The sequence below is a fragment of the Flavobacterium anhuiense genome (genome assembly GCF_001705175.1).
Taxonomy (GTDB): Bacteria; Bacteroidota; Bacteroidia; order Flavobacteriales; family Flavobacteriaceae; genus Flavobacterium; species Flavobacterium anhuiense.
This window is the reverse complement of record NZ_CP016907.1, coordinates 2814990-2835485: the sequence shown is the minus strand read 5'-3', so window position 1 is coordinate 2835485 and position 20496 is coordinate 2814990. Positions and strand designations below refer to the sequence as shown.

General features: G+C 33.5%; 21 protein-coding genes and 1 tRNA gene. 13 read left to right on the top strand and 9 right to left on the bottom strand.

All coding sequences use genetic code 11. The features are described 5' to 3' along the window. Positions 1 to 168: 168 nt before the first annotated feature. The 6 genes from BB050_RS12455 to hisS form a co-directional block, all read right to left on the bottom strand. A complete protein-coding gene (locus BB050_RS12455; RefSeq protein WP_066033759.1) occupies positions 169 to 1485 on the bottom strand; it encodes an ABC transporter permease in 1317 nt (438 codons plus the stop codon). 77 nt (positions 1486 to 1562) lie between these two features. Beyond that, entirely contained in the window at positions 1563 to 2492 is a 930-nt protein-coding gene (locus BB050_RS12450) for an ABC transporter ATP-binding protein (protein WP_008468000.1), read from the bottom strand. Between the two features lie 161 nt (positions 2493 to 2653). Next, positions 2654 to 3760 carry a molecular chaperone DnaJ gene (dnaJ, locus tag BB050_RS12445; RefSeq protein ID WP_008467998.1) on the bottom strand — a complete coding sequence of 369 codons (1107 nt, stop codon included), beginning with the start codon at positions 3758 to 3760 and terminating at the stop codon, positions 2654 to 2656. 71 nt (positions 3761 to 3831) lie between these two features. Beyond that, positions 3832 to 4410: a nucleotide exchange factor GrpE gene (locus BB050_RS12440; RefSeq protein WP_008467996.1), complete on the bottom strand. Its 579-nt coding sequence runs from the start codon at positions 4408 to 4410 to the stop codon at positions 3832 to 3834. A 322-nt stretch (positions 4411 to 4732) separates the two neighbouring features. Beyond that, positions 4733 to 4803, bottom strand: a tRNA-Trp gene (locus BB050_RS12435). Between the two features lie 251 nt (positions 4804 to 5054). Then, positions 5055 to 6482 carry a histidine--tRNA ligase gene (gene hisS, locus BB050_RS12430; protein ID WP_008467994.1) on the bottom strand — a complete coding sequence of 476 codons (1428 nt, stop codon included), beginning with the start codon at positions 6480 to 6482 and terminating at the stop codon, positions 5055 to 5057. 240 nt (positions 6483 to 6722) lie between these two features. Here hisS and BB050_RS12425 point away from each other — a divergent pair, with 240 nt between their 5' ends. Beyond that, a complete protein-coding gene (locus BB050_RS12425) occupies positions 6723 to 7967 on the top strand; it encodes an ABC transporter permease (protein WP_035691969.1) in 1245 nt (414 codons plus the stop codon). A 70-nt stretch (positions 7968 to 8037) separates the two neighbouring features. On the opposite strand, the gene prmC is transcribed toward BB050_RS12425, so the two are convergent. Then, complete coding sequence (gene prmC / locus BB050_RS12420; protein WP_066033758.1) at positions 8038 to 8892, bottom strand: peptide chain release factor N(5)-glutamine methyltransferase; 855 nt, start codon at positions 8890 to 8892, stop codon at positions 8038 to 8040. An 86-nt stretch (positions 8893 to 8978) separates the two neighbouring features. Then, positions 8979 to 9464: a GNAT family N-acetyltransferase gene (locus tag BB050_RS12415; RefSeq protein ID WP_066033757.1), complete on the bottom strand. Its 486-nt coding sequence runs from the start codon at positions 9462 to 9464 to the stop codon at positions 8979 to 8981. A 96-nt stretch (positions 9465 to 9560) separates the two neighbouring features. Between BB050_RS12415 and ribD the strand changes: the two genes are divergently transcribed. Genes ribD through BB050_RS12400 form a run of 3 tightly spaced genes read left to right on the top strand, consistent with a single transcriptional unit; the run spans position 9561 to position 11849 of the window. Beyond that, positions 9561 to 10610: a bifunctional diaminohydroxyphosphoribosylaminopyrimidine deaminase/5-amino-6-(5-phosphoribosylamino)uracil reductase RibD gene (gene ribD, locus BB050_RS12410; protein ID WP_066033756.1), complete on the top strand. Its 1050-nt coding sequence runs from the start codon at positions 9561 to 9563 to the stop codon at positions 10608 to 10610. Then, entirely contained in the window at positions 10603 to 11205 is a 603-nt protein-coding gene (locus tag BB050_RS12405) for an HAD family hydrolase (RefSeq protein ID WP_008467985.1), read from the top strand. The genes ribD and BB050_RS12405 overlap by 8 nt, the downstream gene beginning before the upstream one ends. 11 nt (positions 11206 to 11216) lie before the next feature. Continuing rightward, a complete protein-coding gene (locus BB050_RS12400) occupies positions 11217 to 11849 on the top strand; it encodes an IMPACT family protein (protein WP_066033755.1) in 633 nt (210 codons plus the stop codon). Positions 11850 to 11873: 24 nt separating this feature from the next. On the opposite strand, the gene BB050_RS12395 is transcribed toward BB050_RS12400, so the two are convergent. Beyond that, entirely contained in the window at positions 11874 to 12287 is a 414-nt protein-coding gene (locus BB050_RS12395; RefSeq protein ID WP_008467980.1) for an acyl-CoA thioesterase, read from the bottom strand. A 187-nt stretch (positions 12288 to 12474) separates the two neighbouring features. On the opposite strand from BB050_RS12395, the gene dnaA reads away from it, so the two are divergent. The 9 genes from dnaA (at position 12475) to BB050_RS12350 (ending at position 20486) form a co-directional block, all read left to right on the top strand. Next, entirely contained in the window at positions 12475 to 13902 is a 1428-nt protein-coding gene (gene dnaA / locus BB050_RS12390) for a chromosomal replication initiator protein DnaA (protein WP_008467978.1), read from the top strand. Between the two features lie 8 nt (positions 13903 to 13910). Next, positions 13911 to 14378, top strand: coding sequence for a low molecular weight protein-tyrosine-phosphatase (locus BB050_RS12385; RefSeq protein WP_066033754.1), 468 nt, complete (start codon positions 13911 to 13913; stop codon positions 14376 to 14378). 60 nt (positions 14379 to 14438) lie between these two features. Next, positions 14439 to 15152: an SAM-dependent methyltransferase gene (locus tag BB050_RS12380; protein WP_008467974.1), complete on the top strand. Its 714-nt coding sequence runs from the start codon at positions 14439 to 14441 to the stop codon at positions 15150 to 15152. A 14-nt stretch (positions 15153 to 15166) separates the two neighbouring features. Next, entirely contained in the window at positions 15167 to 15685 is a 519-nt protein-coding gene (locus tag BB050_RS12375; protein WP_066033753.1) for an energy transducer TonB, read from the top strand. 41 nt (positions 15686 to 15726) lie between these two features. Continuing rightward, positions 15727 to 16854 (top strand): methionine aminotransferase, encoded by a 1128-nt coding sequence (locus BB050_RS12370; RefSeq protein ID WP_066033752.1) that lies wholly within the window; start codon positions 15727 to 15729, stop codon positions 16852 to 16854. Between the two features lie 77 nt (positions 16855 to 16931). Further along, positions 16932 to 17813 (top strand): SDR family oxidoreductase, encoded by an 882-nt coding sequence (locus BB050_RS12365; RefSeq protein ID WP_008467969.1) that lies wholly within the window; start codon positions 16932 to 16934, stop codon positions 17811 to 17813. 250 nt (positions 17814 to 18063) lie between these two features. Beyond that, on the top strand, positions 18064 to 18672 hold the full coding sequence (gene udk, locus BB050_RS12360; protein WP_008467967.1) for a uridine kinase: 609 nt from the start codon (positions 18064 to 18066) through the stop codon (positions 18670 to 18672). A 102-nt stretch (positions 18673 to 18774) separates the two neighbouring features. Continuing rightward, the gene (locus BB050_RS12355) at positions 18775 to 19107 is read left to right on the top strand and encodes an FtsB family cell division protein (protein WP_008467965.1); all 333 of its coding nucleotides are present in this window, start codon (positions 18775 to 18777) and stop codon (positions 19105 to 19107) included. Positions 19108 to 19121: 14 nt separating this feature from the next. Continuing rightward, positions 19122 to 20486: a methylmalonyl-CoA mutase subunit beta gene (locus BB050_RS12350; protein WP_066033751.1), complete on the top strand. Its 1365-nt coding sequence runs from the start codon at positions 19122 to 19124 to the stop codon at positions 20484 to 20486. Positions 20487 to 20496 lie beyond the last annotated feature (10 nt).

The window sequence follows — 20496 nt, the reverse complement described above, 5'->3', positions numbered from 1 at the left end:
CAGAGTGACAAAGTTTAAAATCTTTGTCGCTATGCTACCTATTAACCTGTTATTAGTAATATCTATTTTATGCTTCAATACACAATCTTAAAGTCGCTTTTGTAAGTTATACAAAATTCAAAAAAACTTTGAACCTTTGCCACTCTGTAACTTTGCAACTTTAAAGAACTAGTACTTCAGCCACTTATACAATTCCTTCCAAGTCGGTTTTTTGCCGTACATTAAAATACCGATTCGGTAGATTTTGGCGGCGAACCAGACTACAAGGAAAAATGTTGCAAACAATAATGATACCGAAATTGCAATTTGCCACCACGGCACGCCAAACGGAATACGCATTAGCATTACAATTGGCGAAGTAAGCGGAATCATTGAAAATACAACGGCCACAGTTCCGTGCGGATCATTAACAACGGTAAAAAATCCGATGTATACACTTAAAATTAAAGGCATTAATATTGGAAGCAAAAACTGCTGAGAATCGGTTTGATTATCAACGGCTGCTCCAATTGCCGCATAAAATGAGCTATACAAAAAATATCCTCCAATAAAATAAATCACAAATCCGATTATAATGCTTGCAATTGGCAGATTCCATAATTCGGCAATATACATTTGTGCTGAACCCGAAAATTCATGCTGAGCCGTTTGCATCATTTCTGGAGAAATTCTAGCTGTTGGCCCAACATTTACGCCGAAGAATGCCGAAGCGGCAAACATTAATCCTAAACCGATAATTGCCCAAATTATAAATTGCAGAATTCCTGCTAAAGAAGTCCCTACAATTTTTCCAATCATTAACTGGAATGGCTTTACAGATGAAATAATGATTTCGATAATACGGTTTGTTTTTTCTTCGATTACACTTCGCATTACCATATTTCCATAAATGATAATAAACATCATAATCAGATAGCCAAATGCACCGCCAATTCCTATTTTAATTTCATTTAATCCTTTTAAACTCTCTTCTCCAGAGGCTTTCACTAAATGAATATTTACATCTGACTGTGCTTTCTGAATAGCCAGAGTATCTAGTTTTGCTTCTTCTAGATTTAGTTTTGTGATTTTATTTCCAATGATTTCCTGAGTGTTTTCAATAAAAGAAATACTAGGGCTGTTATTAGAAATAAATTCAATTTTACTTTCTAAATCTTTTTTATTTTCGGTTTTCGGAATAACAATTAATCCGCTGAAATTTTCTTTTGTAATACTATCCTTTAAGGCTTTTACATCAATTTCAGACAGATTGAGATATTTAAATTCTACACCTTTTTTATTTTCTTTTAAAAAATCTGAAGCAAAAAGTCCAGTTTCATCATGAATCGCAATTCTTTTTGTTTCTGCTTTCATGGTACTTAAATAACCAATAAAAACAGCAATAGCCACAAATAAAAGCGGACTCAAGAAAGTCATGACAACAAAAGATTTATTGCGGACTTTAGCAATAAATTCTCTTTTTATAATCAACGAGATAATACTCATAAATAATTAATTTTCAAATTTTAAATTCCAAATCCCAATTTATAAGCTTGGAATTTGGAATTTCTATATTGGAATTTTTAAACTTTGTTTTCAGTAACTGTTTGGATAAAAATATCGTTTATGCTTGGAATTTTTTCAACGAAGTGCGTTACTTGTCCGCGTTGCGTTAAAACATTCAACAATTCGTTTGGAGAAGCATTTCCGATCTGAATATTTAATTTTAAATCATCATTCAAAGATTTAAAACTAGCTGGAGAAACAGTAAATTTTTGTGTAATGTCATACATTAATCCTTCAACATTATTGGTCAAAATTCCAACCTCGAAACTGTTTGTTCTAAACTGACGTTTTACATCAACCACTTTTCCTTCTATCAGTTTATTAGATTTATGAATTAAAGCAATATTTTCACAAAGTTCTTCTACGCTTTCCATTCTATGAGTCGAAAAAATAATGGTTGAACCTTGTTCTTTTAAAGCCAAAATTTCGTCTTTAATAATATTGGCATTTACGGGATCAAATCCAGAAAATGGCTCATCTAAAATCAGCAATTTTGGTTTATGCAAAACGCAAACCACAAACTGAATTTTTTGCGCCATTCCTTTAGAAAGCTCCTGAATTTTTTTATTCCACCAACCTTGAATTCCCAAACGGTCAAACCAATAATCCAATTGTTTTTTGGCTTCAGCTTTAGAAAGTCCTTTCATTTGCGCCAGATACAGACACTGCTCACCTACTTTCATTGAACTGTACAAACCTCGTTCTTCTGGAAGATAGCCAATAGTCTGCACATGTTTTGGCTGTAACTTTTCTCCATCCAAAATTACTTCACCGCTGTCAGGCATTGTAATCTGGTTTATGATTCTGATAAGGGAAGTTTTTCCTGCTCCATTCGGACCTAATAGCCCATATATACTGCCTTTTGGCACATTTAATGAAACTTCGTTAAGTGCTACATAGTCGCCATATTTTTTTATGACTTTATGTACTTCTAGTAAGTTACTCATGTTATTTTTAAGGATTTACTGCGTTGCTTCTCCCATTACGGTTCAGCGACTGTAAAAGTAAATAATTACTAGCGAATCTGTGTCATATTACGCAAAAAACCCATTCTATTTTATGCTAGAATGGGTTTTTGATTATTTATAGTATTTTAAAAAAGTTAAGATTATGAGAACATATCTTTTACTTTCTCAAAAAATGATTTCTCTGATTTTTCTGGACTTGGAGCAAAGTGCTCGTCTGTTAAAGCATTTTCAAAGAATTGTTTTTGTTCTTTATTTAATGTTTTTGGAGTCCAAACATTTACGTGAACCAATAAATCTCCGCTTCCGTAGCCGTTTAAACTTGGAATTCCTTTTCCTTTCAATCTTAAGATTTTACCAGATTGAATTCCTTCTTCCAGTTTAATACGAACTTTTCCGTTGATTGCTTCAATATCTTTAGAAGCTCCCAAAACTGCTTCTGGGAAACTGATATATAAATCGTAGTGAACGTTTTCACCTTCACGCTTCAAGAATTCATGCTCAATTTCTTCAATAGCTACAATTAAATCTCCTGGAATACTGTTTCCTGGTGCATCGTTACCTTTATTAGCAACTTTCAACTGCATTCCGTCAACAACTCCTGCAGGAATTTTGATTGATACTGTTTCGTCTTCTTGAACCATTCCTTGAGCATCTGCCTCAGAAGGTTTTTTATCTAAAATCTGACCAGAACCACCACAAGTAGGGCAAGTTGATGCAGATTGCATTCTTCCTAAAATGGTATTGGTTACACGCATTACTTGTCCTTGACCATTACAAGTTGTACAAGTTTTATACGTTACGCCTTTAGCCTGAACTTTACGTTTTACTTTTACTTTTTTCTCCACTCCATTTGCAATTTCCTCTAAAGTCAATTTTACTTTAATTCGAAGATTGCTTCCTTTCGCACGGCGAGGACCTCCGCCTCCGCCTCCGAAACCGCCAAATCCGCCACCAAAAATATCACCAAACTGGCTGAAAATATCATCCATGTTCATACCTCCGTGACCACCAAATCCGCCAGAACCATCAAATGCTTGATGACCATACTGATCGTATTTTGCTTTTTTCTGCGGATCACTTAAAACTTCATAAGCTTCTGCCGCCAATTTGAAGTTTTCTTCTGCCTCTTTGTCGCCTGGGTTTTTATCAGGGTGGTATTTTAAAGCACTTTTTCTATACGCTTTTTTAATTTCGGCAGCATCAGCATTTTTTGAAATGCCTAGTATTTCGTAAAAATCTTTTTTCATAATCAGATTAAATTCCAAATCTTAAAATTCCAAAATCCAAAAAATACAATTGAAATTTTTATTTGCATTTTTTAGTTTCCTACAACAACTTTAGGGTAACGAATAATTTTGTCGCCTAATTTGTATCCTTTTTCAATAACATCTACAACTTTCCCTTTTAATTTATCAGATGGTGCTGGAATTTGGGTAATTGCTTCAGCAATATCAGCATTGAAAGCATCTCCTGCCTGAATCTCAACTTGTTCTAAACCTTTAGAAACTAAAGTGCTTTTCAGTTTTTCATGGATCAACTCAACTCCTTTTTTCAAATTTTCATCCTCAGATTTGTTGATCTCTACAGTTGCTCTGTCAAAATCATCTAAAACTGGAAGCATTGCCAATAAAACTTCTTGGTTTGCAGTTTTAAATAATTCAAGACGTTCTTTTGAAGTTCTTTTTTTATAATTTTCAAATTCGGCGAATAATCTCAAAAACTTATCTTTTTCTTTGGCTAAGTCTTGAGCTAGTTGCTCCTCAACACTTAATTCTTCAACAATTAATTGCTCTCCATTGGCGTTAGTCTCTATCGTTGCGTCATCTAATTCCTGATCGAATTCTGTATTTTCCGTAGTCATATTGCTTTTATTTTTAAAAATATTTTTAAACTTCATTTTTTATTTCTTTGTTGGATTGCAAAAGTACTGCCAAATCTTATAAAATGTCAAATTGTCACTTTATTAATTATGAGACATTTAAAAAACGCAATCACATAGAAAAAATTTATTATAATTTTAAGACTATTACGTTTTAGTTTATATTATCTTTGAGACCAATAAAAAACAATTATTACCACCAAAAATTGAATTTAAGGGTTGGCTTTGGCCTCTAAATAATTATTAATTCAAGTTTACCTTATATTAAAAAAAGCTTCGCCTATAGAGACGAAGCTTTTTTTTATACTTTTAATGACGGGTTGTCATTTTATTTCTTTTGCACGGGCGGAGGGATTCGAACCCCCATCAACGGTTTTGGAGACCGCTATTCTACCCTTGAACTACGCCCGTAACTTAAGGTCGGCAAATTAAGAGTTTTTTTTCTTCTCCAGCAACTATTTCAGGCATAGATTTTAAAAGAAAATCCTTTGAACCTGCGGAATCTGAAGCAAAAACTTTTGTTCCAGACAGTTAGCCTTTCAAAGTATTTTTTAATATTTCACGCAGATTTAAAAAGATTTAGGCAGATTAAAATAGATTTCGTTTTTAAATCAAATTAAACCTGCTCCAATCTGCAGAATCTGCGTAAAACATAACTTAATTTAGGACTGTAAAGCTTTTTTCAATCCGTCGAAATCTACAGATACCTGTTCTCCTGTCACTAAATTTTTAAGCGTGTACGAATTTGAATTAATCTCCTGATCTCCTACCAATACCGCAAACGGAATCAAACGTTTATCTGCATATTGAAATTGTTTACCCACTTTTACATTGTCTGGATATAATTCTACTTTTATATTTTCCTGTCTCAATTTCTGAATCGCTTTTGAAGCATACAAAGCTTCTTTGTTGCCAAAATTCAAGAATAATGCTTTAGAAGTAGCCGCAACCGTTTCTGGAAACAATTGCAATTCTTCCAGAACTAGATAGATTCTATCCAATCCAAAAGAGATTCCGACACCACTCATATTTTTCAATCCGAAAATACCCGTCAAATCGTCGTATCTTCCACCACCGCCGATAGATCCCATTGCTACTGTTTTTGGAGCCGCAACTTCAAAAATAGCTCCGGTGTAATAATTTAAACCACGTGCCAATGTCACATCCAAATCTAAAATTGCAGTCGATAAACCTAAATCGGCCACATTGTCGCAAATAAATTTCAATTCTTCCACACCTTTCATTCCTTCTTCAGAAGATGACAACAAGTCCGAAAGTTGTGCAATTTTGTCTGCAAAAGTTCCTGAGAAACTAAAAAGCGGTTGCACTTTTACCAACGCTTCTTCAGAAATTCCTTTTTCTATCATTTCTTTTTTAACGCCGTCTTCTCCAATTTTATCCAATTTATCAAGCGCAACTGTAAAATCAATTAATTTATCTGAAGCACCGATAACCTCAGCAATTCCAGATAAAATTTTTCTATTATTGATTTTAATTGTAACACCCTCTAAACCTAACGATGTAAAAACAGTATCGTATAATTGAACCAATTCTACTTCCTGCCAAAGTGATTTTGAACCGACAACATCAGCATCACATTGAAAAAATTCTCTAAAACGCCCTTTCTGCGGATTATCTGCTCTCCAAACTGGCTGAATCTGATATCTTTTGAATGGAAATTCAATTTCGCTTTGGTGCTGCACCACGTATCTTGCAAACGGAACTGTCAAATCGTAACGCAATGCTTTCTCAGAAATTTTTCCTGTGAATTTATTTAATTCGATTCTTTGCTCTAAAGTTATTTTTTCAGCAGAATTCAGCTGCAATTCTTCAATTGATTCTGGTAATTCAATTTTACTTTTATTGTAGAAAAAATTACCTGAATTTAAAATTTTAAAAATCAAACGGTCTCCTTCTTCGCCATATTTCCCCATTAAGGTATCTGAATTTTCAAACGAGGGCGTTTCGATTGGCTGAAAACCGAATTTCTCGAAATTAGCTTTTATAGTCTGAATAATATATTGACGTTTTGACACCTCTGCTGGTGAAAAATCTCTTGTTCCTTTTGGTATACTTGGTTTTGAAGCCATCTTCTCTATTTTAGATTGTTGATTTTAGAAATTAGATTTCTTTTGAAACTTAAATTCAGAAACCTTTTAAAATTAATTTTATTTATATTTTTTGATTGCTGGCGTTTTAGGCTTTTCGACTTTATGACTTTCCAACTTTCGACTTAATTTAAGTCTGCAAATATCTTACTTTTTAAAATAAATAATAACACTTCGAAAACAAACTTGTAACAAAAACCGTATTTTCGTGACAAATTGGTCATGATGCTAAAATTATTTAAAGAAAATATCCGAATTGCTTTTGGTTCTATCAAAACCCAAATTCTGCGTACCGTTCTTACTGTTTTAATTATTGCTATCGGTATTACTGCTTTGGTGGGTATCCTTACGGTAGTTTCTGCATTAGAAAATACAATTTCTACCAATTTTGCATCAATGGGAGCTAATACGTTCAACATCAATCAATACGAAAATACGGTTCGAAATCGTGGCGGAAACGAGCGTGAAGTTATCAATCCAATTATTTCTTATCCTGAAGCTGTTGCTTTTAAAAACAAATATAAATATCCTTTTACAGAGACATCCCTTTCTTTTACTGCAACCTCAAAAGCTGAAGTAAAATATTTAGATACCAAAACAGACCCTGAAATTACAGTTGTTGGTGTCGACGAGCATTTCATTGCCAATTCTGGCTTAGAAACTACTTTAGGTCGTTCTTTTAATCAATTTGATATTGACAACAACACTTATTCGTGTATTGTCGGCTCTGATTTTGAAAAAGGACTTTTAAAAGATGTAAATCCGATAGATAAAATCATTTCGATTCGCGGTGCACGATTTAAGGTTATTGGCGTTCTAAAAGAAAAAGGCTCTACTTTTGGGAACAGCCAAGATTTACGCGTTTTGATTCCGATTCAGGTTGCGAGATCCTTATTTTCTGCACCAAACATCAACTATACAATCAGTGTGATGGTTTCTAAAAAAGAACTTTTAGACGAAGCTGTCGACAATGCTACAAGTACCATGAGAAGGGTTCGTAAACTTAGTCCTGTAAGAGATAATAATTTCGGCATTGGGCGCAGTGATGACTTAATAAACCGAATTTTAGGCATTACCAAATATTTAGGCTGGGCCGCTTGGATTATATCCGTTATTACGATTTTAGGATCTTCTATTGCTTTAATGAATATTATGATCGTTTCGGTTACAGAACGTACCCGCGAAATTGGCGTTCGTAAAGCTTTGGGAGCCAAAAGATCAACAGTTGCTTTTCAGTTTTTTATTGAGACTTTATTAATTGGACAAATTGGAGGTTTGGTCGGAATCGTTTTGGGAATTCTGCTTGGTTTTGCTATTGCAACGGCAATGAGCTTTGTTTTTGTGATTCCGTGGATGGCGATCTTTGCCGCTTTTGCAACAAGTTTTTGCGTTGCACTGGTTTCTGGTTTATATCCAGCTATTAAAGCATCAAAACTAGATCCTATTGAGGCTTTGCGATATGAATAATTTTTAGTCGCAGTTTTCGGTCTCAATTTTCGGTCAATACTGTCTGAAAACTGAGACCGAGACTGAATACTTAAATATTCCCTTTTATCATACGATCGTTGTCGTAAATATCTTTTCTAAGCTCAACGTTTTCGAAACTCATATTCTCAAGCAAATCAATCATTTCTTTTCCAAGATATTGATTGATTTCAAAATACAGCTTTCCATTTTTATGAAGTCCATTTTGTGCAAGAGAAGCAATCTTTCTATAAAAAATAAGCGGATCGCTATCTTCTACAAAAAGCGCCAAATGCGGTTCGTAATCCAGTACATTCTTTTTTATTTCTACTTTTTCTAGATTTCGCACATAAGGCGGATTAGAAACAATGATATCAAACTGACAGGTAAATTCATCAGTTTCTAAAATATTCAGCAGCATAAAAGTCACCTCTACATCATTTCTAATGGCATTCCTTTTTGCGGTTTCAATCGCTTTTTTAGAAACATCAACACCAAAAACTTCAGCATTCGGAAGATTTTTAGCAAGCGAAATCGCAATACAGCCCGTTCCTGTTCCGATATCGAGAATTCTTATTTTTTTGTTTTTATCTGGACTTGCATTTTCATTAATAATCCATTCAACTAATTCTTCTGTTTCTGGCCTTGGGATTAAAACATTCTCATTTACTTCAAAATCCAAACCATAAAAGTTGGTTTTTCCAAGTAGGTACTGAATAGGAACTTCTTTCTTCAGCTGATTTAGCAACTCGTTCCAGATCGCGAAATCCTTTTCATCAAATACTAATTCATGATTTAAGGCTAAATCAATCTGGCGAAGTTGGTATTTATCTTCAAGTATCAAATAAAAAAAGCTTTCTGCTTCGTACGCATCGTAAAAAGGAGATAATTCTTTAATAAACTGAGTACGATATTGTTTAATTTTCATTTTTATTTTTTGAGCATTTTACATCAGCCGAAACTGACATTTATCTTTCAATAAGTCTTGCTTGTTTTAAATTTGTTACCTTAAAGCTACAAAACTTTGAGCATCCAAACAGGACAAGAATTATGCCCAGTACATCCCATTGGAGCATCTAAATACTCAAAACCGGATTTTTTGTAAAGTTTTTGTGCGGCATGCATAAATGGCATGGTTTCGATATAGCATTTTTTAAAACCAAAAGATTTAGCTTGCTCTAAACATTTTTCCATCATTTGAGAGCCAATTCCTAAACCTCTTGTTTTTGGAAGGAAATACATTTTCTGTAATTCGCAAATTTCGGAGTCACCATTTTCCAAAGGTGCAATACCAGCGCAGCCAACAATTTCTCCTTCATTTTCGACAACAAAATAGATCGATTTGGGTTTGCTATATTGTTCAAACATCAAATCTAGATAAGGATCTTCGTATGCTGTACCTACTTTTGGAATTTCCAGTTCATCAAAAACAGAACGTATCAAACTTGCAACTACCTGATTGTCTTTCTTTTCAATTGTACGTATTAACCAATTTACCATTTTTTTATTCTAAATCATTATATAAGCAAAAGCAAATATACTTTTTCTGTAGCTTCTTAACTTAGTCATAAACTCAAAAATAACTACTTTTGCACTGTGAATATACATGAAAAATATATAAAACGCTGCATCGAACTGGCACAAAATGGACTTGGAACAACGTATCCGAATCCGATGGTTGGCAGTGTGATTGTTTATGAAGGTCAGATTATTGGTGAAGGCTGGCATAAGAAGGCTGGTGAACCACATGCAGAGGTAAATGCCGTAAATTCGGTAAAAGACAAATCGCTGTTGAAAAAAGCTACAATTTATGTAAGCTTAGAACCGTGCAGCCATTTTGGAAAAACTCCTCCGTGCTGTGATTTGATTATTGCAAATGAAATTCCGAATGTAGTTGTGGGCACGGTTGACCCTAACGAAAAAGTAGCTGGAAAAGGCATTTTGAAATTAATTGAAGCTGGCGCTAATGTAACCGTTGGTGTTTTAGAAGATGAATGCAACGAGCTGAACAAACGCTTTTTTACTTTTCATCAAAAAAAGAGGCCTTACGTAATTTTAAAATGGGCGGAAAGTCAGGATGGTTTTCTGGCGCCAGAAAAAGTTAGCAATCAAGATCGAAAACCGGTTTGGATCACCAATCAATATTCGAGACAATTGGTTCATAAATGGCGAACTGAAGAACAAGCAATTTTAGTTGGAACACAAACTGTAGTTGATGACAATCCGAAATTAAACGCCAGAGATTGGGACGGAAATAATCCAACAAGAGTTGTTATAGATCGAAATAACAGAATTGATCAAAACAGTTTTATTTTTGATGACACTGTGAAAACTATTATTTTTTCTAGCGAAAAAGAAAAATCACCAACAAAAAACACACAATTTGAAGTAATTGATTTCAGCAAAAATATTGTGCCTCAGATTTTAGATGTTTTATACCAAAATCAAATTCAATCTGTGATTATTGAAGGCGGAAGACAAACGCTTCAATCTTTTATCGATGAAAATCTTTGGGACGAGGCACGAATTTTTATTGGAAAAACAAGTTTTGAAAAAGGAACGAAAGCTCCAAATATTTCAAGAAAAAACAGCATCAAAACCAACATTTTAAGCGACAAACTAATACAGATTAAAAATCATGATTAATGCGATAATTTTTGACTTCGGAGACATTTTTATCAATTTAGACAAACCTGCCACAATTTCTGGTTTACAAAAATTAGGAATGAAGGAGTGGAATAATGAATTTGAACAATTAAATCTTTCTTTTGAAGTAGGCGCTATTTCTCCAGAAGATTTCATCGGCGGTTTTCAAAAACAATTGCCCAATGCTTCAAAGGAAGATATTCTAAAAGCTTGGAATGCTGTTTTGGCAGATTTTCCATTTTATCGTTTGGAATTTCTTCAGGAATTATCAAAAAAATACCGATTGTTTCTGTTAAGCAATACCGATTCTATTCACATCAATACATTTGAAGAAAAAAGTGGCGTTTCTTTTTACAAGGATTTTTATGACTGTTTTGAAAAAGTATATTTTTCTTTTGATATCGGAATGAGAAAACCAGATCCGAAAATTTATCAGTTTGTTCTTGAACAAAACAATCTAGTTGCCGAAAACACCTTATTTATTGACGACAAGACAGAAAATACCGATAGCGCTGCGGCTTTAGGAATCAAAGTTTGGAATCTTCAAGTTGGAAAAGAAGATGTGGTCGATCTTTATAAAAAAAATATACTTTAAGAATACTGCTTTTGGAAATTAACGATACTTATCAAACTATTGCGGCTGCATCTGAAGAAATACTGTTTAAGGAAAAAGGCAGTAAATTCTTTGGTTATGCTTTTCCAATAGATCACGAAGATGAAGTAAAACCTATTATTGAAGAGCTAAAAAAGCAGCATCCGCATGCGGTGCACTACTGTTATGCTTACCAAATTGGTGTTGGAAATAAAGTTTCGTATCGTGCCAATGATGATGGCGAACCCAGCAACACAGCTGGAGCACCAATTTACGGCCAGATACAATCTTTTGGATTAACTAACGTTCTTGTAGTAGTCGTTCGTATTTTTGGAGGCGTAAAGTTGGGTGTTGGCGGTTTAATTGCAGCTTATAGAACTACAGCGCAGCAGACCTTAGAAGTTTGTGAAATTGTAGAAAAAACAATAGACGTCGAATTTTTAATTTCTTTTGATTATAAAAACATGAACAAAGTCATGAGAGTGATCAAAGAAAAGAAATTAGAAATCGTATCTCAGGAAATGGAAATGGATGAAGTTTCTGGACTGCCAATTGGTAAAATTGTGACAAAAACGAGAAAAAAAAATGCCGAAACAGTATTCAGCATTTTTGATTTAATGTTCGAAATTGATATCAAAATTATATAATTTAACATCAAAATGAAGGCAGTTTTAACACTTTTCATCCAGTGATTTGAATATATCTAAAATGTATTCTGGAGGAGCTGTCGGACGACCTGTTTTTAACGCAACAAATACTAAAATAAACGTCGCAGTTGTTAATAACTCATTTGCCTCATTATAGATTGCGCAGTCAAATTCGATCTTCACAGAGGAGTGACTTTTGAATGTAGTGTGAATTGTCAAAAGTTCATCGTATCGCGCCGATTTTTTGTAGTTGATATTCATGTTGACAATTGGAAGACCAATTCCGCTTTCTTCCATGCTTTTATACGAAACCCCTTTATTTCTAAGCCATTCCACGCGTCCTATCTCAAAATAAGGCACATAATTTCCGTGATAAACGACTCCCATTTGGTCAGTTTCTGAGTAACGAACTCGTACTTGAGTCTGATGATTTTTCATTTATAAAATATTAAAAAAATTCGAATTTGAAAAGGCTCTTTACAACTTTTTTTTATAAAATTAGATACCAAAATATTTTTTTTTACAGAAATTTGTTCACATATTTGTTATCCCGAAATACGGAATAAAATTGCTCCATTTTTATTAGGAGAATCTTTATAACAATAATAAAAATTTATCTGAATCTATGACTAAAACTGCTCAATCGGTATGGGAAAACTGTTTGTCCTTTATAAAGGATAATATTCAAGACCAAGCATATAAAACTTGGTTCGAACCAATCAAATCAGTTGAGCTAACCGATAACGCATTATACATTCAGGTTCCAAGTAAATTTTTCTACGAATGGCTCGAAGAGCATTACGTAAAATTATTGAAAGTTGCGCTTACCAAAGAACTGGGAAAAAACGCAAAGTTACTCTATAAAATTAAAATGGAGAACACTTATGGCAATAAACAGCCGTTTACCGAGCAGCTGCCAAGTGCCAATAGAGTGCCAATGAAACCGCAAGAGGTTGATGCTCCGTTTAAAAACTTAAATCCTGAACTTAAAAATCCTTTTGTAATTCCTGGAATCAGAAATTTAAAAATTGAGTCTCAGTTAAATCCGAACTACAGTTTTGACAATTTCTTAGAAGGAGATTCAAATAGATTAGCTCGTTCTGCTGGTATGGCAGTTGCCAACAAACCAGGGGGAACTTCATTTAACCCATTATTAATTTTTGGAGGGGTTGGTTTAGGAAAAACACACTTAGCGCATGCTATAGGTGTAGAAGTAAAAGATAAATATCCAGAAAAAACGGTTTTATATATTTCTGCTGAGATTTTCACACAGCAATACATTGATTCTGTAAAAAAGAATAATCGTAATGATTTCATTCACTTTTACCAATTAATTGATGTTTTGATTATTGACGATGTTCAATTCTTATCTGGAAAATCTGGAACACAAGATGTATTCTTCCACATTTTCAACTATTTGCACCAAAACGGAAAACAAGTAATCTTAACTTCTGATAAAGCTCCTGTTGATATGCAGGATATCGAGCAAAGATTATTATCTCGTTTTAAATGGGGATTGTCTGCAGAATTGCATCAGCCAGATTACGAAACGCGTATTTCAATCTTAAAAAACATTTTATACCGCGATGGTGTAGAAATGCCTGAAGATATTTTAGAATACGTTGCCCGCAACATCAAAACAAACGTAAGAGAACTTGAAGGAGCTATTATTTCATTGATCGCTCAATCTTCTTTCAACAAAAAAGAAGTTACAATTGAACTGGCGAAAAGTGTTGTAGAGAAATTTGTTAAAAACGTAAAGAGAGAAATCTCTATCGATTATATCCAAAAAATTGTTTCAGACTATTTCCAATTAGACATTGAAACACTTCAATCTAAAACTAGAAAGAGGCATGTTGTGCAAGCAAGACAATTAGCTATGTTCTTTGCTAAAAAATTCACTAAAGCTTCTTTAGCCAATATTGGTTCGCAAATTGGAGATCGCGATCACGCAACTGTTCTTCACGCTTGTAAAACAGTCGACAACTTAGTTTCTACAGACAAACAATTCAAAAAGTTTGTTGAAGACATCAATAAAAAACTAACGCTTTAATACGCGCCATGCCTGTAAAAATCTTAATGGTTTGTTTAGGGAATATCTGCAGATCACCTTTAGCAGAAGGAATTTTAGCCTCTAAGCTTCCTGAAGACAAATTCTTGGTAGATTCTGCAGGAACAGGTTCTTGGCATGTTGGACATTGCCCTGACAAACGCTCTATTGAAGTTGCCAAAAAATACGGAATCAATATCAGCGCACAAAAAGGCAGACAAATAAAAGTCTCTGATTTTGATGAGTTTGATTATATCTATGTAATGGACAATTCGAATTTTCGCGATGTTATTCATTTAGCCAAAACTCCAGAACACAAAAACAAAGTCCGTTTGATTTTAAACGACTTATTTCCAGACGAAAATGTAGATGTTCCTGATCCTTACTATGGTTCTGCCAATGGTTTTGAAAACGTTTACAAAATGCTAGACGAAGTGACTGATTTAATTGCAGATCAGCTTCTTAAAAAACACTCCTAATACAATTCAATTGTTTCTAAAAAAGAGATAATTGAATTTTTTAATTTTAAACAAAAGCACATGAAATCTTTCGGAAAATTATATCTAATTCCAACTACAATGGGCGAAAGCGATCCGATGGATGTTTTACCTCAGACTGTTAGAAGAACGATAGAAGTTATCGACCACTATATTGTTGAAAATGATAAAACTGCTAGAAAATCTATAAAAGCCGTTTATCCAGAAAAAAAACAATCTGAATTGGTTCTTTTTACTTTAAACAAAAGAACAGAAACTAGCGAACACAATGATTTCATCAAACCTCTGTTGGAAGGAACAAATATGGGATTAATGAGCGAAGCTGGCTGTCCTGGCGTTGCAGATCCAGGTGCTGCAATTGTAAAATTGGCACACGAAAAAGGAATTCAGGTTGTGCCTTTAGTTGGCCCTTCTTCTATTCTATTGGCTATGATGGCTTCAGGAATGAACGGCCAGAGTTTTACTTTCAACGGATATTTACCAATTGATAAAGACGAGAAAAAATCGGCAATTCGTCATTTTGAGAAATTATCTTATGATAAAAATCAATCGCAACTATTTATTGAAACTCCATACAGAAATAATAAACTGATTGAAGATCTTTTACAGATTTTAAGTCCTGCGACACATCTTTGTATTGCAGCGGATATTACTTTGCCAACAGAATTCATCAAAACATTGAAAGTTGCTGATTGGAAAAAATTAAAAATTGACATTGATAAACGTCCTGCTATTTTTATTATTCATAAAATGTAATTAATCTTAGGAGAATGAAAAAGACTTTAATGCTAATTTTGATTTTGATTGGTTTCACACAATGTAATTTTTTCACAGAAACTAAAGCTTCAAAAGAAGAAAAAACAGAACAGAATATTGTTAAAGAAAACAACTTTGAAGAATCTATCACAGAAGCAAATATATCTGATAGTGATAATGAAGTTCAAATAAAAGAAGACACCACAATATATGCTATTGACTCAATTGATGTAAAACCTGATTTTGAAGGGGGAATACAGAAATTTCAAAAATACATCAAAAATAATTTCTTCTACCCTGAAGAAGATGAACATGTAAAAGGTATGCTTGAAGTAAATTTTGTAGTTGAAAAAGACGGGAATCTTAGCAATATAAAAGTTATTAAAGATATTGGGCACAGCACAGGAAACGAAGCAATTCGCGTTCTAAAAAAAGCTCCTAAATGGATTCCGGCAACCAATAATCATAGACTTGTGAGAACTCTTTACTATTTATCAATACCTGTAGATAATCATCAGGAACAAAACCTTTAATTTCTATTTGGCCTGCAAGTTTTCCCTAATCAAACTTCACTATGAGCAAACTCCCTAACATAACCACAAGCATTTTTACGGTAATGTCAAAAATGGCAACCGAATACAATGCCATAAATCTTTCTCAGGGATTTCCAAATTTCCCTGTTGACGAAAGATTAACAGATATAGTTGCAAGATTAGCAAAGGAAAATGTACATCAATATACTCCAATGGCAGGTTATCCGCCGTTGATGAATAAAATTGCAAAGCTGACTCAGGATTCATACAATAGAACGATTAATCCTGATTTAGAACTTTTGGTTACGGCTGGAGCAACGCAAGGAATTTTTACAACAATTTTAGCTTTAGTAAGAGAAAATGACGAAGTAATTATTCTTGATCCAAGTTATGATTCTTACGAATCTCCTGTTTTACTTTGTAAAGCAAAACCTGTTCGAGTTGCTCTAAATGACGATTATACTGCAAATTGGGATAAAATTGAAAAAGCATGTTCTGCTAAAACCAGATTGATGATTATCAATAATCCGCATAATCCGACTGGAAAAATCTTAACTGAAAATGATTTTGTCCAATTAAAAAATCTTCTGGAGAAATATCCAAACATTATCATTTTATCCGATGAAGTTTACGAATATATTACTTTCGAAGAAAAACATATTTCGGCACATACAAAGGATTTCCTTTTAGACCGTTGCGTCATGGTTTCTTCTTTTGGAAAATCATTTCATATAACGGGTTGGAAAATTGGCTACACCATTGCTCCAGAACATTTAATGAAAGAAATCAAAAAAGTGCATCAGTTTTTGGTTTTCAGCGTGAATAGTATTTCTCAGTTTGCCATTAGCGAATATTTAGATGTTGTTGATGTCAATCTTCTTGGAAAATTCTATCAGGAAAAACGAGATTATTTTCAAAAACTGCTTCAAAATAGTCGTTTTGAACTAAAACCTTGCGAAGGAACTTATTTTCAGGTTGCTTCCTATGCTAATATTTCAAATGATGACGATGTAACTTTTTGTAAAAACCTAATTATCGATCATGGCGTGGCTGCAATTCCTATTTCGACCTTTTATTCAGATCATAAGGATCAAAAATTAATTCGTTTTTGCTTTGCCAAAGACGACTTCACACTTGAATCTGCAGCAAAAAAATTATGCGATATATAAAATTTTTCAAAATTTTATAACATTGTTATGCGTGCATCCTATTTTATTTAACTAATATTGTAAAAAAAAGAAAAAATATGAGCTACACAGATAAAATGTTGCGTGATGATGCTTTAAAAGGCAAAGTCATTGTCGTTACAGGCGGCGGAAGCGGTTTAGGCAAAGCTATGACCAAATATTTTCTCGAATTAGGAGCTCAAGTAGCGATAACTTCTAGAGATTTAGAGAAGTTAAAAACCACAGCTGCCGAACTGGAAAGCCAAACTGGAGGCAAATGCCTTCCTCTTCAATGTGATGTTCGCCATTACGAAGAAGTCGAAAACATGCTTCAGGAAACTTTAAAGGTTTTCGGAAAAGTAGATGTTCTTTTAAATAATGCGGCAGGAAACTTCATTTCGCCAACCGAAAGATTATCTGCAAATGCTTTTGATACTGTGATAGATATCGTACTAAAAGGTTCTAAAAACTGTACGTTAGCTTTTGGAAAACACTGGATTGACACTAAACAAACTTCGGCAACGATTTTAAATATAGTAACTACTTACGCTTGGACAGGATCTGCTTATGTGGTTCCTAGTGCTACTGCAAAAGCGGGAGTTTTAGCAATGACAAGAAGTCTTGCTGTAGAGTGGGCAAAATACGGAATTCGTTCTAACGCAATTGCTCCTGGACCATTCCCTACAAAAGGTGCTTGGGACAGATTATTGCCTGGAGATCTTTCAGAGAAATTTGACATGGCTAAAAAAGTGCCATTAAAAAGAGTTGGAGATCACCAAGAATTAGCAAATTTAGCTGCTTACCTAGTTTCAGATTTCTCTTCATACATAAATGGAGACGTAATCACAATTGATGGTGGCGAATGGTTAAAAGGTGCCGGACAATTCAACTTATTAGAGGCAATTCCAGAAGAACTTTGGGATCAGCTTGAAATGATGATTAAAGCAAAAAAGAATAAATAATTACAAGTGCTTACTAAATTCAGAATATTTTTTTAAACTATACTGATTGCACGAAATCCCGAAGGTTTACTTTCGGGATTTTTTTATGTTTTTCACCATATAAGTAATATAAGTTCAGCTAAGAAGCATTTTGTTTAAATATCTGTTTACTTAAATTTACTTATGTTACTTATATGGTTAAATTATTTTAAATGTTTAACGATTCAGTTAAATTATTATTTTTGCCAAACAAATATCAAACAAAAATTTTATGCTCATTATCGGACTTGCAGGAGGAACAGGAAGTGGAAAAACTACAGTAGTACACCAAATTATGAATGAATTACCAGACACAGAAGTTGGGGTGATTTCTCAGGATTCGTACTACAAACAAACCGATAATTTATCCTTTGACGAAAGAGCATTAATTAATTTTGACCACCCACGTGCGATCGATTTTGAATTATTGGTAAAACATCTAAAAGCTTTAAAAGCAGGAGAAACAATCGATCAGCCGGTTTATTCTTTTATTCAGCACAACAGAACAGACGATACCGTTTCGACTCATCCAAGAAAAGTGATGATTGTTGAAGGAATTTTAATTTTGACAAATCCGGAATTGCGTGACATGTTCGACATTAAAATCTTTGTTCACGCAGATTCTGACGAAAGATTAATTCGTCGTTTAAAAAGAGATATTTCAGAACGCGGACGCGATATTGATGAAGTTTTAAACCGTTATCAAACGACTTTAAAGCCTATGCATGAGCAATTTATCGAACCTTCTAAGGCTTTTGCAGACATTATCATCCCGAATGACAAATACAATACGGTAGCAATTGATGTCGTTCGTGCCGTAATTAATCAGAGAATTTCATAATTTTTATCGTAAATTTAAACCATAAAATTATATGCAGCCCAGCGAAGGTCGGGTTTGCTCTCTAACAGGTCTAAAAAAACAATTCAAAAGAAATTATCTTATATGAAATTCAAGAATCCATATAAAGACAAAAAATGGTTCAAATACCTTGGAAACAAATATGTTTGGGTTTTACTATTTTTTATAGTTTGGATGTTATTTTTAGACAACTACTCCTATTTTGATCATCGTTTCTTAGATGAACAAATACATGAGCTCGAGGATAATAAAAAGTATTATCAGGAAGAAATCAAAAAAGATCAGGAGCAAATTAAGCTGCTCAAAAATCCAGAACAAATTGAAAAATACGCTCGCGAAAAGTATTTTATGAAAAAGGACAGCGAAGATATTTATATCATACAATTTGAAGGAGACACGATTCAAGAAAAAGAATAATCAAAAAAACTACAATGGCCACTAACCTATTCGACGATTTTAATCCGATTTCATCCAAACAATGGAAACAAAAAATTCAGTTTGAATTGGATGGAGCCGATTACAATCAAACTGTTATTTGGAATTCTCCAGAAGATATTCAGGTAAAGCCTTTTTATCATAGCGATGAGTTCACAAAAGCCGCAAATGTAAATACTCAAGCCTCGGATTTTAAAATCTGCCAAAATATCTTTGTTTTCGATGTTGAAAAATCTATCGAGCGCGCTTTAAACACCTTAGAAAGAGGTGCAGAAAGCCTTCGTTTTACAATCGAAAATGATAAAATTGATGTTCAAAAATTACTAGAGAATCTTCCTTTAGAAAACAAAAACGTCTACTTTAATTTCAGTTTTATCTCAATCGATTTCGTTAAAAAATTAGATACGATTTCAATTCAGAAAAAAGCTAATTTTTATTGCAATTTTGATCCAATCGGACAATTGGCACGAGAAGGAAATTGGTTTACGACTTCTGAAAAAAATAATTTTGAAACTTTAGATTTGCTTTTAAAAAATACAACCAATTTAAATCTTCTCAGTGTAGATTTGGGATTGTACCAAAATTCTGGAGCTAACATCACTCAGCAAATCGCTTATAGTTTAGCGCATGCAAACGAATATTTAAATCGTTTTGCTGGGACCGCAAAGTCTATTGTTTTTCAAGTTTCTGTTGGAACAAATTATTTCTTCGAAATTGCAAAGCTTCGTGCACTTCGAATGCTTTTTGATTTAATTGCTACAGAATATAATTCAAAAATAAAATGCCATTTATTGGTAACGCCAACAAAGCGTAATAAAACCATTTACGATTATAATGTCAATATGCTGCGTACGACAACTGAATGTATGTCAGCAATTTTAGGCGGTGCAGATGCGATTGCCAATTTGCCTTACGACACATTATATCATAAAGACAATGAATTTGGAGACCGAATTGCTAGAAATCAGCTTTTAATTTTAAAACACGAAAGTTATTTTGATAAAGTTGACAATCCAGCTGATGGTAGTTATTACATCGAAAGCTTAACCATGCAATTGGCAGAAAAAAGCTTGGCGTTATTTAAAGATATTGAAGCCAATGGCGGTTTCTTAAAACTTTTAAATGATGGCACAATTAAAAAGAAAATTCAGGAAAGTGCCAATAAAGAGCAAGAATTATTTGATTCTAAAAAAGAAATTCTTTTAGGTACAAATAAATATCCAAACAAAGAAGACCGAATGAAACATGATTTAGAATTGTTTCCTTTTGTAAAAATCAAACCAAGAAAAACATTAATTACCCCAATTATCGAAAAGAGATTGGCTGAGAAAATGGAGCAAGAAAGATTGGAATTAGAATAATCTCAAACGT

Coding starts and splice junctions, on each gene's coding strand:
- BB050_RS12455 (WP_066033759.1), bottom strand. CDS start 1,485: ATGAGTATTATCTCGTTGATTATAAAAAGAGAATTTATTGCTAAAGTC.
- BB050_RS12450 (WP_008468000.1), bottom strand. CDS start 2,492: ATGAGTAACTTACTAGAAGTACATAAAGTCATAAAAAAATATGGCGAC.
- dnaJ (WP_008467998.1), bottom strand. CDS start 3,760: ATGAAAAAAGATTTTTACGAAATACTAGGCATTTCAAAAAATGCTGAT.
- BB050_RS12440 (WP_008467996.1), bottom strand. CDS start 4,410: ATGAAGTTTAAAAATATTTTTAAAAATAAAAGCAATATGACTACGGAA.
- hisS (WP_008467994.1), bottom strand. CDS start 6,482: ATGGCTTCAAAACCAAGTATACCAAAAGGAACAAGAGATTTTTCACCA.
- BB050_RS12425 (WP_035691969.1), top strand. CDS start 6,723: ATGATGCTAAAATTATTTAAAGAAAATATCCGAATTGCTTTTGGTTCT.
- prmC (WP_066033758.1), bottom strand. CDS start 8,892: ATGAAAATTAAACAATATCGTACTCAGTTTATTAAAGAATTATCTCCT.
- BB050_RS12415 (WP_066033757.1), bottom strand. CDS start 9,464: ATGGTAAATTGGTTAATACGTACAATTGAAAAGAAAGACAATCAGGTA.
- BB050_RS12405 (WP_008467985.1), top strand. CDS start 10,603: ATGATTAATGCGATAATTTTTGACTTCGGAGACATTTTTATCAATTTA.
- BB050_RS12395 (WP_008467980.1), bottom strand. CDS start 12,287: ATGAAAAATCATCAGACTCAAGTACGAGTTCGTTACTCAGAAACTGAC.
- dnaA (WP_008467978.1), top strand. CDS start 12,475: ATGACTAAAACTGCTCAATCGGTATGGGAAAACTGTTTGTCCTTTATA.
- BB050_RS12385 (WP_066033754.1), top strand. CDS start 13,911: ATGCCTGTAAAAATCTTAATGGTTTGTTTAGGGAATATCTGCAGATCA.
- BB050_RS12380 (WP_008467974.1), top strand. CDS start 14,439: ATGAAATCTTTCGGAAAATTATATCTAATTCCAACTACAATGGGCGAA.
- BB050_RS12375 (WP_066033753.1), top strand. CDS start 15,167: ATGAAAAAGACTTTAATGCTAATTTTGATTTTGATTGGTTTCACACAA.
- BB050_RS12370 (WP_066033752.1), top strand. CDS start 15,727: ATGAGCAAACTCCCTAACATAACCACAAGCATTTTTACGGTAATGTCA.
- BB050_RS12365 (WP_008467969.1), top strand. CDS start 16,932: ATGAGCTACACAGATAAAATGTTGCGTGATGATGCTTTAAAAGGCAAA.
- udk (WP_008467967.1), top strand. CDS start 18,064: ATGCTCATTATCGGACTTGCAGGAGGAACAGGAAGTGGAAAAACTACA.
- BB050_RS12355 (WP_008467965.1), top strand. CDS start 18,775: ATGAAATTCAAGAATCCATATAAAGACAAAAAATGGTTCAAATACCTT.
- BB050_RS12350 (WP_066033751.1), top strand. CDS start 19,122: ATGGCCACTAACCTATTCGACGATTTTAATCCGATTTCATCCAAACAA.